General features: G+C 35.6%; 15 protein-coding genes. 13 read left to right on the plus strand and 2 right to left on the minus strand.

Annotated features, from left to right (window positions below; genetic code table 11):
* Window positions 1-19: 19 nt before the first annotated feature.
* Window positions 20-1,528, minus strand: a complete 1,509-nt coding sequence (locus DFR79_RS01500; RefSeq protein WP_133513739.1) for a PucR family transcriptional regulator — start codon at window positions 1,526-1,528, stop codon at window positions 20-22.
* Window positions 1,529-1,696: 168 nt separating this feature from the next.
* Between DFR79_RS01500 and DFR79_RS01505 the strand changes: the two genes are divergently transcribed.
* The 4 genes from DFR79_RS01505 to DFR79_RS01520 all read left to right on the plus strand — a co-directional run bounded on the left by DFR79_RS01505 (window position 1,697) and on the right by DFR79_RS01520 (window position 7,018).
* On the plus strand, window positions 1,697-3,640 hold the full coding sequence (locus tag DFR79_RS01505; RefSeq protein ID WP_133513740.1) for an NAD(P)/FAD-dependent oxidoreductase: 1,944 nt from the start codon (window positions 1,697-1,699) through the stop codon (window positions 3,638-3,640).
* A gap of 218 nt (window positions 3,641-3,858) precedes the next feature.
* On the plus strand, window positions 3,859-5,190 hold the full coding sequence (locus DFR79_RS01510) for an ABC transporter substrate-binding protein (protein WP_133513741.1): 1,332 nt from the start codon (window positions 3,859-3,861) through the stop codon (window positions 5,188-5,190).
* 77 nt (window positions 5,191-5,267) lie between these two features.
* A complete protein-coding gene (locus DFR79_RS01515; RefSeq protein WP_133513742.1) occupies window positions 5,268-6,155 on the plus strand; it encodes a carbohydrate ABC transporter permease in 888 nt (295 codons plus the stop codon).
* A gap of 17 nt (window positions 6,156-6,172) precedes the next feature.
* Window positions 6,173-7,018, plus strand: a complete 846-nt coding sequence (locus tag DFR79_RS01520; protein ID WP_133513743.1) for a carbohydrate ABC transporter permease — start codon at window positions 6,173-6,175, stop codon at window positions 7,016-7,018.
* 40 nt (window positions 7,019-7,058) lie between these two features.
* On the opposite strand, the gene DFR79_RS01525 is transcribed toward DFR79_RS01520, so the two are convergent.
* Window positions 7,059-7,523, minus strand: coding sequence for a PTS sugar transporter subunit IIA (locus DFR79_RS01525; RefSeq protein WP_133513744.1), 465 nt, complete (start codon window positions 7,521-7,523; stop codon window positions 7,059-7,061).
* A 261-nt stretch (window positions 7,524-7,784) separates the two neighbouring features.
* On the opposite strand from DFR79_RS01525, the gene DFR79_RS01530 reads away from it, so the two are divergent.
* The 9 genes from DFR79_RS01530 (at window position 7,785) to DFR79_RS01570 (ending at window position 15,687) form a co-directional block, all read left to right on the plus strand.
* Complete coding sequence (locus DFR79_RS01530) at window positions 7,785-8,543, plus strand: ABC transporter ATP-binding protein (protein ID WP_133513745.1); 759 nt, start codon at window positions 7,785-7,787, stop codon at window positions 8,541-8,543.
* Between the two features lie 3 nt (window positions 8,544-8,546).
* Entirely contained in the window at window positions 8,547-9,254 is a 708-nt protein-coding gene (locus tag DFR79_RS01535; RefSeq protein WP_133513746.1) for an ABC transporter ATP-binding protein, read from the plus strand.
* A gap of 4 nt (window positions 9,255-9,258) precedes the next feature.
* On the plus strand, window positions 9,259-10,119 hold the full coding sequence (locus DFR79_RS01540) for a branched-chain amino acid ABC transporter permease (RefSeq protein ID WP_133513747.1): 861 nt from the start codon (window positions 9,259-9,261) through the stop codon (window positions 10,117-10,119).
* A 4-nt stretch (window positions 10,120-10,123) separates the two neighbouring features.
* Complete coding sequence (locus DFR79_RS01545; protein ID WP_133513748.1) at window positions 10,124-11,074, plus strand: branched-chain amino acid ABC transporter permease; 951 nt, start codon at window positions 10,124-10,126, stop codon at window positions 11,072-11,074.
* Window positions 11,075-11,242: 168 nt separating this feature from the next.
* Complete coding sequence (locus tag DFR79_RS01550; RefSeq protein ID WP_133513749.1) at window positions 11,243-12,460, plus strand: ABC transporter substrate-binding protein; 1,218 nt, start codon at window positions 11,243-11,245, stop codon at window positions 12,458-12,460.
* Window positions 12,461-12,567: 107 nt separating this feature from the next.
* Window positions 12,568-13,677 carry a homocitrate synthase/isopropylmalate synthase family protein gene (locus DFR79_RS01555; RefSeq protein ID WP_166637936.1) on the plus strand — a complete coding sequence of 370 codons (1,110 nt, stop codon included), beginning with the start codon at window positions 12,568-12,570 and terminating at the stop codon, window positions 13,675-13,677.
* A gap of 292 nt (window positions 13,678-13,969) precedes the next feature.
* Window positions 13,970-14,797, plus strand: a complete 828-nt coding sequence (nifH, locus tag DFR79_RS01560) for a nitrogenase iron protein (protein WP_133513956.1) — start codon at window positions 13,970-13,972, stop codon at window positions 14,795-14,797.
* 113 nt (window positions 14,798-14,910) lie between these two features.
* Window positions 14,911-15,237 carry a P-II family nitrogen regulator gene (locus tag DFR79_RS01565; RefSeq protein WP_133513751.1) on the plus strand — a complete coding sequence of 109 codons (327 nt, stop codon included), beginning with the start codon at window positions 14,911-14,913 and terminating at the stop codon, window positions 15,235-15,237.
* Window positions 15,238-15,297: 60 nt separating this feature from the next.
* Window positions 15,298-15,687 (plus strand): P-II family nitrogen regulator, encoded by a 390-nt coding sequence (locus DFR79_RS01570; RefSeq protein WP_133513752.1) that lies wholly within the window; start codon window positions 15,298-15,300, stop codon window positions 15,685-15,687.
* The last annotated feature ends 1 nt before the right edge of the window (window position 15,688 follow it).

A 15,688-nucleotide genomic window follows, 5' to 3' on the forward strand; every position in this document is an offset into this window, starting at 1 on the left:
GTATACAGGGATATTAATTTTATACCGGAGAAGAAAAGACAAAGTCAAAAGAGAGTTTTAAATATCTGCACTGCTGGTGATACTCTAAGTTATACTGCATTATTTTTTCTGCTTTTTTCAATCTATAACTTAAAGTGTTCCGGTGGATATTCAGCTTTTTTGCAGTATAATTATTGTCTTTAAAAGAAAGCAAATACTGATATAATGTAAAAGCGAATTCGGTTTCATTTTCTTTATCATATTTTAGGATCCTGCTTACTCCGGGGTGAATAAATTTTTTGTTGTTTTCTGTTTTAATTAATTTATTAATAAAAAACCTTTCACCAAATTCATTAAAGTTATAAATAAATTTGTTTTTAACTTGAAAAAAATTAAAGACAAACTTAGTTTGTTTATAATAAAAATAACTTTCACTCAGCATATTGAATTTATTACTTACTCCTGTTTTTAACTTCTTTTCTTTTAATATCTTTGTAGCCTGATTCAATTTAGCTTCTATATTCCTTCCATGAATGAAAATAACCAGGTTATTGTTATGAGTTAAAATTTGTATATTATTTATTAAAGCTGAAAGCTTCTTATGTAATTGCTTGAGCTTGTTTGTAGATAAATTATTTTGTGAAATTGGGACACTTAAAATATAATAAGGGCCATCAATATTAACCCGGGCAGTATCAACTGATTTTTTTAGTATTTGTTGAGAATTGATTCCATTATCCAGTAGATTTGCAAGTAATGATTGTTTTATAACGTAAAGTTTATCTCCAGGCTGTTGAATTTGTTTAACTAAGGCCAGCAGAGCTTCTGATAAGGCATTTACTATCATATAATCTTTATTTTTAATTTTTTGGTTAACTTCTAGAACTCCAAAGGTTCCGTATAACTCGTGTTTATCAGATATTTTTGCCGAAAGACGAGGTATTTCCTCAGCAAAGCCCCAGTCAAGATAAATTACTTGATCAGAATTCAAAAGTTTTTCAAGTGTTTGATCAACATCAAACATTATCATATGTTTTTGATTAACAAAGCCATCCTGGTACATATTATCCCAGACTGGATCTCCTATTTTTTGCTCTGGATAATAACCTAAAGTTCTATAATTTGCATCTGCTACTAGAATAGGATTTCCCAGAAATTCATATGCCTCTTTGAGAAGTGAGGAAATGTCACAACTTTTAACTACTATTTCAAAAAATCTTTTTCTAATATAAGAAAGATAGTTTGTTTCATTTATTTTTGCTTCTAAAATATTTAGGCAGTTATTTAGTGAACCTTTTTTTATAATGATTAAATTTTTCACTTCTAATTTTTCTAACTCTGCAAAGTCTATTTTGCTTTTTTCTACCAGCAGATTATCACTATCCAGGCTGGCTGAAGTTAAATTTTCTTTTGTGAAATTTAATAAATTAGGATATTGATTTTCTTTACAGCTGTTTATATTTTGAATTCCTATAATTTCTGGATTAGTATTTAGTCTATTATTTATTATGTAATTCTCTAACAGATCAACTATATCAAGCATTTTCATAAATGTTACCTCCTGTTTAAAATGAGTTGGTAATTATTTTATCATAGTTGTGCATAATGAACAATTAAGCGAAGATAATTCATTATTTTAGATATTGTTAAGTTTATCACAATAAAATATAATAAATATAAGTTATATATATCACAAAATTAAGCAGGAGGTAATAAAATGAATTATGATGTTTTGTTTTCACCCTTTAAAATTGGAAATATGGAAGTGAAAAATAGAATAGTTATGTCACCAATGGGTACTAATTCTGCACGTATTGATGGTACAATTGCTGATGATGAAATTGATTATTTTGAAGCCAGAGCTAAAGGTGGCACAGGAATGATTATCATGGGCTGTCAGTTTATTTCGAAAGAGATGGCTCAGGGATCGCTGGAAGGAGTACTAGAAAAATCACATGTTATTCCCCAACTAACAACTTTATGTGAAGCTGTGCATCGTTATGACTGTAAAATAACTGCTCAATTGAGCTGTGGAACAGGCAGAAATGATTTTCCAAATATGCATGGTGAGCCTCCAATGTCTGCTTCTGCTATTCCATCAACTTTTAATCCCGATGTTGACTGTAGACCTATGAGTTATGATGATATTCAGGAAATGATGGATAAATTTGCTCATTCTGCTAAAATTGTAAAAGATGCTGGTTTTGATGCCATAGAAATTCATGGTCATGCCGGGTACTTAATTGATCAATTTATGTCTCCAGTCTGGAACAAAAGAACTGATGAATATGGCGGAAGTCCAGAAAAACGAGCGCGTTTTCCGCGTGAAATTATAAGTTCAATCAGAGAAGCAGTTGGTGAAGAAATGCCAATTTTATTTAGAATTTCTCTTGATCATCGTTTTGAAGGTGGTCGAACTCTGGAAGAAAGTATGAAACTAATAAAACTTTTAGAAGCTGAAGGAATTGATGCAATTGACATTGATGCAGGCTGTTATGAAACAATAGATTATATTTTTCCACCTGCTTATCTCGGTGATGCCTGCATGGATTATGTTTGTGAGCCTGCACGTGGAGCTGTAGATATTCCGATACTGAACTCTGGTAATCATACTCCAGAGACTGCTGTTAATTTACTGGAGTCAGGAAATGCTGATTTTGTAATGTTTGGAAGACCTTTAATTGCTGAGCCTGAGCTGGCCAATAAATTAGCTGAGAATAAAAGAGAAGAAGTAAGACCCTGTATTAGATGTAATCAGGAATGTATTGGACGAATTGCTGGAAGATTAACTAAATTGAGCTGTGCTGTTAATCCTCAGGCCTGTGAGGAAAAAAGATTTGAAATTAAGAAAACGGATGCTCCCCAAAATGTAGTTATTGTTGGTGCAGGCCCTGCTGGATTGGAAGCTGCACGTACAGCTGCTTTAAGTGGCCATCAGGTAAATATCTATGAAAAGGAAGATCAGATAGGTGGTCAACTTGCGGCAGCAGCTACTCCAGAATTCAAAAAACAGCTAAAAGAGCTTATTGACTGGTATGAATTACAGCTTGAGCAACTTGATATTAAGCTTAATTTAAATAATGAAATTACTAGTGATAGCCCTATATTATCTAAAGCTGATAAAATTATAGTTGCTGCAGGAGCTGTTCCAATTACGGTTGAAATAGATGGAATTGAAAATCAAAATGTAATTAATGTTTTAACTGCTCACCAGGATAAAAGACAGATAAAAGGTGAGAATATAGTGATCTGTGGTGGTGGACTGTCTGGATGTGATAATGCTCTGGAACTTGCAGCAGAAGAAAATAAAAATGTTACAATTGTTGAAATGCAGTCAGAGCTTGCTCCTGAAATGTTATTTATAAATAAGGCTTCATTAATGAGAAAACTCGCTGAAAACAATGTTAAGATTTCAACTGATACCAGAGTTATGGCTTTTTCTGAAAACCAGGTTAAAATTGAAAAGGCAGATGGAAGTATTGATAAAATTAAGGCAGATACTATTATAACTGCTTTTGGTATGAAATCAAATAATAAATTGGCAGATAAAATTAAAGATAAGTTTAATTTAAAGACTCGTGTAATAGGAGATAATAATCAGGTTGCAAAAGTCGGAGGAGCAATTAGAGATGGATTTTATGCAGGTAGTAGTATAGTCTAATCGAGTTGTGCTGACATATTTTTTAATAAGATACAATAATAATTGCAAGTACAAGTAAGAGATTTGCTGTTCATATACAGTAGATCTCTTTTTTTATTTACCTAAATTTAACCTTTTGGAAATTTAGAATTAACTTTGTAATGCTAATATTACTGTTAGAGAAAATAATTTTAGTAGATTTCTATTTTCATCAAATCAAAAGGGAGTGAAAAATATTTATGAAAAAAACTGTTTTGTTAGTTCTGGTAAGTCTCTGTTTTATTGTGAGTTTTTCGGCAGCGGCAGAAGAAGTTACAATTGATTTCTGGCACGCAATGGGAGGACATAATCTCGAAGTAGTAAACACGTTAGTTGAAGAGTTTAATAATAGTCAGGATCAAGTTGAGGTTAAAGCTCAGTATACAGGTTCTTATAATGATACTTTGACTAAAACTCAGTCAGCAGTTCAGACCGGAACTGCACCAAATATTATTCAGATCTACGAAATTGGAACTCAGATGATGCTGGACAGCGGCATAATTATGCCAATAGAGGATCTGGGCAAAGAGGTGGCGGGCGATAATAGTTTTGACTGGGACAAGTTTTTAGTTCCGGTCTCAAATTACTACACAATTGACGGCAAATTGAATTCTATGCCTTTTAACTCATCTACACCAATTTTATATTATGATAGAGATGCTTTTGAAGAAGCGGGTTTAGATCCTAATAGACCTCCTCAGACTTTTGCAGAACTAAAAGAGTATGCTCGAAAATTAACAATTAAAAATGATGATGGTACAGTTGAGCGCTATGGATTCACCCTGGGAATTGTTGGCTGGTTTGTAGAACAGATGGTTGCAAATCAAGATGCAACTCTGGTTAACAATGATAATGGGCGTAGTGCTAGAGCAACGGCGTCTAATTTAAATGAAGAGGCAGCAGTTCGCTTTGTTAAACTGTGGAAAGAAATGGTTGATGAAGGAATTATGCTTAATCCAGGACGAGGATGGGATGGAGCAAATCAGGCATTTGCTTCCGGTCGAGCAGCAATGTTAATAGAATCTACTTCGTCAGTGGCCGGTTTTACCGAAAATGCTAAGGTAGCAGGTTTTGAACTGGGAACAGGATTTTTGCCAAGACCAGCATCTGCTAATCGCGGGGGAGTAATTATTGGCGGTGCAAGTCTCTGGACAATTGCTGACCATCCAGAAGAGGAATTGAAAGCTACCTGGGAGTTTTTAAAGTGGCTTTCAGAAGAAGAACAGCAGGTTTACTGGTTTGAAAATACAGGCTACTTTCCTGTAACCAAAGCAGCAGTTGAGCGTGAAATGAATAATAAGTTTTTTGCTAAAAACCCAAATTATCTAACAGCATTTTTACAGTTGTTACTGAGTAAAAAAGCAGTTTCGACTCAGGGAGCTTTAATAGGTACCTTTCCTGAAGTTAGACAGATTGTGGAAAAAGCAGTTGAAAAGACATTAGAAGGAAATATGACTCCTCAAGCAGCAATGGATGAGGCTGCAGAGAGAGTAAATAAATCACTTAAAGAATATAATCAACTTTATAAATAAAAAATTATATAGTTGATTTTTAACAGCTGTCCCTTCCTTAAATTAAGGAAGGGACATTATTATTGGAGGTGTATTTTTTGCAAAAACTAAATTATAGATCCCATTCACTTGTTCCATATTTACTTCTTTCCCCCACATTTATTGTTTTATTATTATTTTTATACTGGCCCAGTATTAATTCTGTGTATTTAAGTTTATACAAACAGGCCCCCTTTGGGCGCAATAAAATATTTGTAGGAATCCAAAATTATGTAAATTTATTTCAGGATCCAGCTTATCTCAATAATCTATTGAGATCTACATTTTTTGTTATTTTCACCATTTCTATAGGTCTTATTTTTTCACTGCTGCTGGCGGTTATTTTGAACCAGAATCTAAAAGGAATAAAATTTTACAGGGTTATATTTTTTATTCCTTACGCTATTTCTTCAACTGTGGCCGGCTCCCTCTGGGTTTTTTTGTTAAATCCGGTAGCAGGTCAGGTTAATTATTTATTAGATCTTGCTTTTAATATTCAGGTTAACTGGTTAACGAATAGTTTTTTTGCATTTCTGGCTATTATTATAGCAACTGTCTGGAAGAATATGGGTTTTAATATAATATTTTTTCTAGCAGGTCTGCAGGCAATACCGGATAGTGTTTATGAGTCTGCAAAGATTGATGGGGCAGGAGCTATAACTATATTTAAAGACATTACAATTCCCTTATTATCTCCTACAACCTTTTATTTAATTATCATGAATATTATTTTCAGTGTATTTGAAAGCTTTGGGATTGTAGATATAATGACTCAGGGTGGACCCGCTGATTCTACAAATATTGTAATTTATAAATTATATCGGGAAATGTTTATTAATTTCAGGCCGGGAATTGCAGCAGCTCAATCTGTAATCTTATTAGCTCTGGTAATTATAGTGACTATATTCCATTTTAAATATGGCACAAATAATGTACATTATCAATAAGAGAAAGGTGATTAAATATGTTTGATTTAAATAGAGGTTCCTATAGTATTTATAAAAAAATAGCACTACATCTGGTCTTAATAATCATTTCTTTCATTGTCTTAATGCCAATTATTTTCGGCATCAGTGTCAGTTTGCAGCCCAGAGCACAGATATTTTCTTATCCACCATCATTTTTACCTGATAGATTACATTTTGATAATTATATTAAGGCCTGGAATTTAGTCAGCCTTGATAAAATTTTAGTTAACAGTATTCTGGCTTCTTTTGTGGTGATGTTAGGAAAATTGGGGCTGGGAGTTTTAAGTGGCTATGCATTTTCGCATTTTGAGTTCAAAAACAAAAAGTTTTTGTTTTTTGCAGTCTTATTTACCTTAATGCTGCCAATGCAGGTACGGGTAGTTCCCCTGTTTGAGTTTATAAGCAGAGTGGGATTGGGGAATTCTTTTTCTGGTCTGGTTTTGCCTTTTCTGGCAAGTGCCACTACAACTTTTTTGATGAGACAGCACTTTTTGACTATTCCTAAGTCTATTATGGAATCTGCTCAAATAGATGGCTGTGGGCCTTTTCGATTTTTATTCCAGATTCTCTTACCCCTATCGGGAGCTAATCTTGCTGGATTGGCTGTAGTTAACTTTTTAGTGATGTGGAATGCCTATCTCTGGCCGCTGATCATTATTAATGATGATCAAAAAAAGCTAGCTCAGCAGGGAGTAAAAATGCTTTTTGCCAGTTCTTCAGAACGAGACTGGGGAATTATTATGGCAGGAACTATCATGGTGGTAATTCCAACTCTAATTGTATTTTTACTGGCCCAAAAGTTTTTTGTAAAAGGAATTGCTACTCAGGGTATAAAAGAATAGATATTATTTTTATGTTAAAATTCTGGTGAAAGATCTGCAGTTAGTCAGCAGATCTTTCTTTTTCTTTAAAAAGCTCTATAAATTCTGTTTTTCCTTCTGCCTCAACTAAACTTTTCCTGAAATCATCCTCCCGCAGCCAGCTGACCAGAGTCGAAACTAATTTTAAATATTCCGGTGAATAATCTGGATAATCAGCCACCATGAATATTAGTTTCACCTTTTTTCCATCCAGGCTGTGATATTCAATTCCAGTTTTTGATCTGCCAATAGCCAGGGATAATTCGTTAACTGTTTCGCTTTTACCGTGGGGGACAGCAATTCCTCTTCCGAAGCCAGTACTGCCCTCTTTTTCTCGCACAATTATTTTTGCCAGGAATTTATCTTCTGCCTGGATTTTGTTTTCCCTTTTTAATAAACTGATCATTTCCTTTAAAGCGTCTTCTTTATTACTGGTATTTAGATCAAGATTAATTAAGTTCTTATCTAATAATTTACTGATTTTCATTATTTTTTCCCACCTTTCTGTTAGTCTAAATTATATAATAATGCTGATAGACAAGTCAATCTAAACCGGCTTAATAAAACTAATAATTTACTTAATAAGAATAAAATGGATACTGAGAAGCTATGTATTCCTGGATAATGGGATTAAAAACCTAATTGTAACTGGACTACTTGACACCTGCCATAAAAAGGATTAGTATTAAAACAAATTAACATAAAGCGACTAGAATTTAAGTAGATGAGTAGGAAGGAGAGATGTTTTATGTTAAAAGTAAAAAGCGCAGTTAAGGAATTTAGTGGATTTAGAGCAGTAGATGAATGTTCTTTTGAAGTGAAAGAGAATACGATAACTGGACTGATTGGTCCAAATGGAGCTGGGAAAACAACTATGTTTAATTTAATTGCCGGTTCTTTAGATCTTGATCAGGGAGAAGTTTATTTTTCAGAGCAGAAAGTAAACAATTTTGCTCCCCATCAGATTGCACGGCTGGGACTGGCCAGAACTTTTCAGATTCCAAAAACTTTAAAAAAGATGACAGTAATGGAAAACTTAATGCTTGTTCCCTCTGGCCAGAGTGGAGAAAATCTCTGGAACAGCTGGTTTAATTCGGCAAAGGTAAGTCAAGAAGAAAAGTCAGTGGAAGCAAAAGCCTATGAGACTTTAGAATTTCTGGAGATGAGTCACCTGGCTGATGAGATGGCGGTTAACCTTTCAGGTGGGCAGAAAAAACTGCTTGAACTGGGGAGAGCCTTAATGGCAGATCCAGAATTAATTATGCTGGATGAACCTGGAGCCGGTGTCAACCCAACCTTATTGAATAAAATAGCTGAAAATATTCTTAAGTTAAAAGAAAGAGGAAAAACTATACTTTTAATTGAGCATAATATGGATTTAATAATGAATATCTGTGATCGGGTTATTGTAATGAATGACGGTAAGCATTTAGTTGAAGGAACTCCGGCTGAAGTTAAAAGTAATCCCCGGGTTTTAGAAGCTTATCTGGGAGAAAAAACGGCTTAAGGAGTGGTCTTATTGTTAAGAATTAATGATATATATGCCGGTTATGGTGAGATAGAGATAATTCACGGTATTTCTCTTAAGGTTGAGCAGGGAGAGATAGTTTCCATTGTGGGGCCTAACGGTTCCGGAAAGTCTACTCTTTTAAAATCTATTTTTTCTCTTGTCGATATTATGGGCGGAGAAATCAATTATCTGGATAGTGACTTAACAGCCACTGCCACCGATCAGATGATAAAAAAAGGGCTTTCTTTTGTACCCCAGACTGATAACATTTTTCCGACTTTAACTGTGGAAGAAAATCTGGAATTGGGTGCTTACGTGTCAAAGAAAAATCTCAGTGACAGATTTGATTTAATTTACAATTTGTTTCCACCATTAGTAGAGAAGAGAAAGAAAAAAGCAGGTACTTTAAGCGGTGGACAGCGTCAGATGGTGGCCTTTGGTCGGGCACTGGTAATGGAGCCCAAATTACTGCTATTAGATGAACCAACAGCCGGGCTGGCACCAATGTTTATTGATTTAATTTTAGAAAAAGTTGAAGAAATTAATAGAACTGGAGTTTCAATTTTAATGGTAGAACAGAATGCAAAAAAAGCTTTAGCAATGTCAGATAGAGGTTATGTGCTGGCAGCAGGCGAAAAAAAATATGAAGATAGTGGGCAAGGCTTACTTGAGAATGAAGAAGTAGCGCAGCTCTTTTTGGGAGGATAAGTCTATGGTCTTACAGTTGTTTTTGAATGGAGTAATACTTGGATCAATTATAGCGCTGGGTGCAATTGGGTTATCATTAATTTATGGAATTTTGAAGTTTGGACATTTTGCCCATGGTGATTTAATGACACTCGGTGCTTATTTTGCTTTTTTATTTAAAGTACAGCTGGGCCTGCCATTCTGGCTGGCTTTTGTTTTAGCAGCAGCATTAACTGCAGGTACAGCAATACTTTTAAATCTTATCTTATACAGACATTTAAAGAAAAGAGATTCGGTAATAGTAATGATTTCTTCTGTTGGAGCCGCCTTAATAATTAGAAATCTCGTTTTATTATTCTGGGGGCCGCAGAATCAATTTTACGTGAAAGCTATCCAGATGCCGCTTGTTTTAGGTGATGGATTACTGAGAATTAAAGAAAACCAGATCATAATTTTAGTTCTGGCTCTGGCCCTGGTAATTGCAGTTCACCTGTTTTTAAGTAAAACAAAAATGGGTAAAGCCATGCGGGCAATGTCAGATAACATTGATCTGGCTCAGATAACCGGAATTAACACGGAAAGAGTAATTATCTGGACCTGGGCAATGAGTGGTGTGCTGACTGCAGCTGCAGGCATTCTGCTTGCTTTTGATACTCACCTGACCCCGGTGATGGGCTGGAATTTACTACTGCCCCTGTTTGCGGCAGCTATTCTGGGAGGAATCGGCAGTCCTTATGGTGCAATGTTTGGTGGGCTGGTAATCGGTATCTCACAGGAGATGTCTACTTTAATTATTTCTGCAGCCTACAAGCCGGCAGTTGCTTTTACAATTATGATCTTAATGTTAATTATTAGACCTTCTGGTTTAATGGGAAAGAAGGTGTAAATAGATGACTTTTGCAGGTGTTTTTTCATATCTGGTTTTCTTTTTAATTTTTGTGGGTATTTATGCAATAATGACTCTGGGTTTAAATATACAGCGGGGATTTGCCGGCCTTTTCAATATCGGAATTGCAGGATTCTGGGCAGTAGGAGCCTATACCTCAGCAATTATGACCAAAGGCCCTTCTCCTGATCATCTGGGTGGATTTGGAATGCCTTTTATTGTTGGACTGCTGGTTGCCGGGTTAATATCTGCCCTGGTAGCTTTTCTGGTAGGGATTCCAACGATTCGGCTCCGGGAAGATTATCTGGGGATTGCAACAATAGGTATTGCTGAGATAATCAGACTGGTAATTAAAAATGAAGCCTGGTTGACCAATGGCGTTAGAGGTATTTCTGCTATTCCAAAACCTCTGGCGGGAAGTTTTGGCTCAAACTATAATTTGTTTTTTCTGATGCTTGTAGTTTTGACTATTGCATTTTTTTATTACCTCAGTGAAAAAGGAATTAATTCTCCCTGGGGTAGGGTTCTAAGAGCAATTAGAGAAGACGAAGAGGTAGTTAAAGCTGTTGGAAAAAATGTAGTTCGTTATCGACTGGAAGCTTTTGTTTTAGGAGCCTTTATTATGGGAGTTGGTGGAGCTCTATATGCCCATTTCACTTCCTTTATTTCACCGGCTGCCTTTAGACCAATGCAGGCTACATTTCTAGTCTGGATTATGCTGATCATTGGTGGAAGTGCCAATAACTTCGGTTCTATAGTTGGTGCTTTTTTGACCTGGGGAATCTGGACCGGGACTGAATTCTTAACAGGAATGCTGCCGGCGGCATATACAACTCAGGCGGCTGCTGTTCGGGTGATCTTAATTGGAGTATTTTTAGAAATTATTCTGTTAAACCGGCCAGAGGGATTATTTAGCGAAAAGAAATACAGCAGTGCTTCTACAGCTGATAACTAAATAGTAATATGCTTTAGGACTATGATTTTCGATAAGCAGAGAATGATTTTAAAAATAAAATTGAATTAATAGTTATGATTAACCAGGAAGGATTTAAAGTTTAAATTTTGCTCTTAGTTGAGTATTTTTAAATAAAACAAGTAGCGAGAATAAGAGGAGGAAAAAATAATGTTTAAAAAGAAAATCTTGATTACAATGCTGGTGTTGTTGTTTCTGTCTTTGACTGTTAGTGGCGCATTTGCACAGGAAACTGTTAAAATTGGGACCTTAATGCCGCTTACTGGTGGATTGGCTTCCTATGGTCAGTTTACTCGTAATGGTACTTTGTTGGCTCAAAAAATTATTAACGAACAGGGCGGTCTGCTTGGAGGAAGAGAGCTGGAGTTAGTTAATGTTGATACCCAGACAAATCCCCAGGCAGGAGTTGATGGAGCTAAAAAACTGGTATCTATAAATGGCGTTAATGCGATTGTTGGTGCTCTGTCAAGTGGTGTTACAATTCCTGTTGCTGAGAGTGTTACGGTTCCCGGTGAGGTAGTTTTAATCTCTCCTGCTTCTACCTCACCAGTACTGACAACTTTAGAAGATAATGGCTATGTATTTAGAACAGTACCTTCTGATAGTCTGCAGGGAAAAGTTGCCGGTAATCTGGCAGCAGACTTAAATTATGATTCACTGGCAGTAATTTATGTTAATAATGATTATGGTCAGGGTTTAAATGATGCAGTAATTGAACAGTTCGAAAAAAGGGGTGGAGAAGTAACTGCCTCAATTGCCTTTGAACCAAATAAAGTGTCTTATAGAAGTGAGCTGATGGATGCTGCTGAAGAAAATCCTGATGCCTTATTACTAATTGCCTATACTGATGATGGTGGAATTACAATTATTAGACAGGCTTTAGAAAATGGTTACTTTAAAGAATTTATCTTTACTGATGGTTTAAAAGCTCCGGAAATTACAGAGGGAGTTGAACAGTATTTAGAAGGAATGTATGGTACTGCTCCAACCGCAATGCCCGGTGGTCAGGGACCTGAATTATTTACCGAACTGTATGAGGAAGAGTTCGGAGAAATCCCACCAAAACCTTATATTGACACCAGTTTTGATGCTACCTTTGTTTTAGCTTTAGCTATGCAGAAGGCTGGTAGTACAGAAGGTCCGGCTATTAGAGATGCTCTTAATGAAGTACTATCTGAGGATGGAACTGTGGTTAATATCAATGAATGGAACAAAGCTAAAGATCTGATTGAAGCCGGACAAAAGATACGATATGAAGGTGCTTCTGGACCGGTGCTCTTTAATGATGTTGGAGACAGTATGGGGGCAATTGGAATCTGGAAAATCGAAAATGGTAATATTGTTGATGAAAGACTGGAAGTACAGTAATTATCTGACCCCCTTAAAATTGAATTTATAAATTCTAAATAGTAAATCTCGAAAAGATCCCGGCTTTTTTAAGTTGGGATCTTTTTCTGACTGAGGAAGTGATTAGTGTGAAAGAAGTTAAGCTAATAGATGTCACATTTAGAGATTTTGAGCTGCTTGATTTAAGTGATCATAATTCACAGCTTTTAAAAATAATAAGAATGATGGCAGAAATGGGAGTGGAAGAAGTTGAGATCGGCTCTCCTGTTTTTACAGAGAAAATAAAAAAAATGGTCAGTGGAAAAGACAAGATAAAAGAAAAAATTGATTCCAAATTCCGCAGCTGGAATAGACCCATGATTTCTGATTTAAGAAAATCACTGCAGGTAGGAGTTGAGCTTGTAGTTATCTCTATTTCACTAAAAAACTTTAATCTCAGATCGAAGAAAGATAATAATTCGGCAGCTAAACTGTTAAATGATTTGAAAACAAGTATTAACTATGCAGAAACTAAGGGGTTAGGGATAATAGTAGAACTTCAAAATGCTTCTGCCTTTAATTTAAGTCAGTTATTAGAAGTTACAGCTTTCTGCAAAAAAATGGGTGTTAATAGATTTTCCTATCAGGAAGCTGAAACAGTGATTGACCCCCTGAAGTTCAAAAAGAGGATAAAAGATATTATCAGGACAGCTGATATTAAACTGGAAGTAAACTGCAGTAATATTTTTCAGACAGCAGCTGCAGCATCACTGGCGGCTTATAATGCTGGTGTCAGCGGAATCTGTGCCAGCTTTAATGGTTTTAGCAAAGAATTTTGCAGAAGAACGGCCCTGGAAGAAATTATGATGATTTTAAAAAAGATTGAAGCTTCAGACAGGAAATATAAAACAGAAAAGCTTTTTGAATTAAGTCAGCTAATGGGAGAGTATTTAAAAGATTTCCCGGCTGATAATAAAGCGATAATCGGAAAAGGAATTTTTAAGCACGAATCCGGTATTCATGTAGATGGGATCTTAAAAAACCCAATTACATATGAAGCATTTTCTCCCGCGGAAGTTGGGTTAAGCCGGGAAATTATAATCGGGAAACACTCCGGCAAAAAGGCAGTGATCGCAAAGTATAAAGAATTCGGAATTGATTTAAGTCTTAAAGAAGCAGAGTTGAAATTAAAAAAGATTAAAAGAAAATCGATTGAGTTAAAAAGAGCTTTAACAGAAGCAGAATTAAAAAACATTTAACCTGGATGGCAGTCTTTGCTAATCCAGGTTTTTTTGTATCCAGATATAAATGACATGTTCATGTTATATATTTATCGTATATACAATTATACACTTGAAAATAGTAAATTTAATGTTATACTTTAGATAATAAATTTAAAACCCAACACAATCGAGTGGAAATAAAAGCAAAACTCATTCTCTACAGTGATTTAAATTTATAATTAAATAAGGTTATAAATATTCGGAGTCAAATTTCGAATATCTATAATATAAAAATCTAAATCTAGGAGGAAAAAAGATGAAAGATGATTTGAGACAGGTAGCGATTTATGGAAAAGGCGGTATTGGAAAATCAACTACAACTCAGAATTTAACTTCGTCACTGGCAGAGATGGGTAAGGACATTATGGTAGTCGGCTGTGACCCCAAAGCTGATTCGACCAGGATGCTTCTTGGTGGAATGGATCAGCAGACAGTTCTTGATACATTAAGAGAAGAGGGGCAGGATATCGAACTTGATGATATCTTAAAGAGAGGTAAAGACTTTGAGAATATCCGCTGTGTTGAATCTGGTGGACCAGAACCTGGTGTAGGTTGTGCAGGGCGGGGAATTATTACCTCAATTAATATGCTCGAAAGTCTGGGAGCCTATACAGACGAACTTGATTATGTATTCTACGATGTTCTGGGAGATGTTGTTTGTGGTGGATTTGCGATGCCGATCAGAGAGGGTAAAGCCCAGGAAATCTATATTGTAGCAAGTGGAGAGCTGATGGCTCTTTATGCAGCCAACAATATCTGTAAAGGTATTAAACGATATGCAGAATCTGGTGGGGTAAGGCTGGGAGGAATTATCTGCAACAGCCGTCAGGTAGATGGAGAGTTAGAATTACTTAAATCATTTGCCGAAAGATTGGGCAGTCAGTTAATTCACTTTGTACCCCGGGACAATATTGTTCAAAGAGCTGAGATCAATAGAAAAGTAGTTATTGCCTATGATCCAGACTCAAATCAGGCTCAGGAATACAGAGCCCTGGCTCAAGCAATAGATGATAATGAAATGTTTGTAATTCCTGATCCGATGGAACAGGATGAGTTAGAGCAGCTGATGATGGACTTTGGTATTCTGGAAGTTTAGAATTTTAGACATCAAGAATTTTAGTGACTGATAAATTTGAAAAGCATTTAGAGGAAAAACTAGCAGAGAGTAAATGAGAAGCAGATCAAGAGAACGAGAAGGGAATGATATAAGTGAAATTACTGCAGGCAATTATTAGACCGGAAAAAAGTTCAACAGTTCTTTCGGAATTAAAAGAGGCTGGTTTTCCGGCAGTAACCAAGATGGATGTTGCTGGTCGAGGTAAACAGCGGGGAGTTAAAGTTGGTAATATTCATTATGATGAACTGCCCAAAGAACTTTTAATGATGGTCTTAGAAGATGAAGATAAGGATGATGTAGTTAAAATTATTATGAAAACAGTTAGAAGTGGTAAAGAAGGCAGCTATGGTGATGGTAAGATTTTTGTCAGTGATGTAAAAGAGGCATATACCATCAGTTCACAGAGTCAGGGTCTCTAGATTATTAACTGCAGATCAGAAAATAATAGCCGGTTTTAAATTCTTTTGGAGGTGAAAAATGTGAAGGAAATCATGGCTGTAATTAGAATGAACAAAATTAACCAGACTAAAAAAGCTCTGGCAGTTCAGGGATTCAATTCTCTAACCTGTGTCAAAGTTACGGGGAGGGGCAAAAAGAAGGTTAATTATGAACTTATAGAAAAAATGCTTGAGGGAGAAGAAGAGATAATTAAGTCGAAAGAAGTTACTGAATCAATAACAGAAGGTCACCGTTTAATATCCAAAAGAATGGTGATTTCAGTAGTAAAAGATGAAGATGTCAAAAAGGTAGTTGAGACCATAATGAATGTCAATGAAACTGGTAATCCAGGTGATGGTAAGATTTTTGTTTTACCTATTGAAGACGCCTATCGAGTCAGAACAGGCGAAAGCGGTAAAGCAGCAGTATAGA

The organism is Halanaerobium saccharolyticum, from assembly GCF_004362045.1.
GTDB lineage: Bacteria > Bacillota > Halanaerobiia > Halanaerobiales > Halanaerobiaceae > Halanaerobium > Halanaerobium saccharolyticum_C.

Bases quoted from the DNA above. Each gene is read 5' to 3' on its own strand.
- DFR79_RS01545 (WP_133513748.1), top strand. From the start codon at position 10,124: ATGACTTTTGCAGGTGTTTTTTCATATCTGGTTTTCTTTTTAATTTTT.
- DFR79_RS01500 (WP_133513739.1), bottom strand. From the start codon at position 1,528: ATGAAAATGCTTGATATAGTTGATCTGTTAGAGAATTACATAATAAAT.
- DFR79_RS01550 (WP_133513749.1), top strand. From the start codon at position 11,243: ATGTTTAAAAAGAAAATCTTGATTACAATGCTGGTGTTGTTGTTTCTG.
- DFR79_RS01520 (WP_133513743.1), top strand. From the start codon at position 6,173: ATGTTTGATTTAAATAGAGGTTCCTATAGTATTTATAAAAAAATAGCA.
- DFR79_RS01510 (WP_133513741.1), top strand. From the start codon at position 3,859: ATGAAAAAAACTGTTTTGTTAGTTCTGGTAAGTCTCTGTTTTATTGTG.
- DFR79_RS01525 (WP_133513744.1), bottom strand. From the start codon at position 7,523: ATGAAAATCAGTAAATTATTAGATAAGAACTTAATTAATCTTGATCTA.
- DFR79_RS01540 (WP_133513747.1), top strand. From the start codon at position 9,259: ATGGTCTTACAGTTGTTTTTGAATGGAGTAATACTTGGATCAATTATA.
- DFR79_RS01505 (WP_133513740.1), top strand. From the start codon at position 1,697: ATGAATTATGATGTTTTGTTTTCACCCTTTAAAATTGGAAATATGGAA.
- DFR79_RS01530 (WP_133513745.1), top strand. From the start codon at position 7,785: ATGTTAAAAGTAAAAAGCGCAGTTAAGGAATTTAGTGGATTTAGAGCA.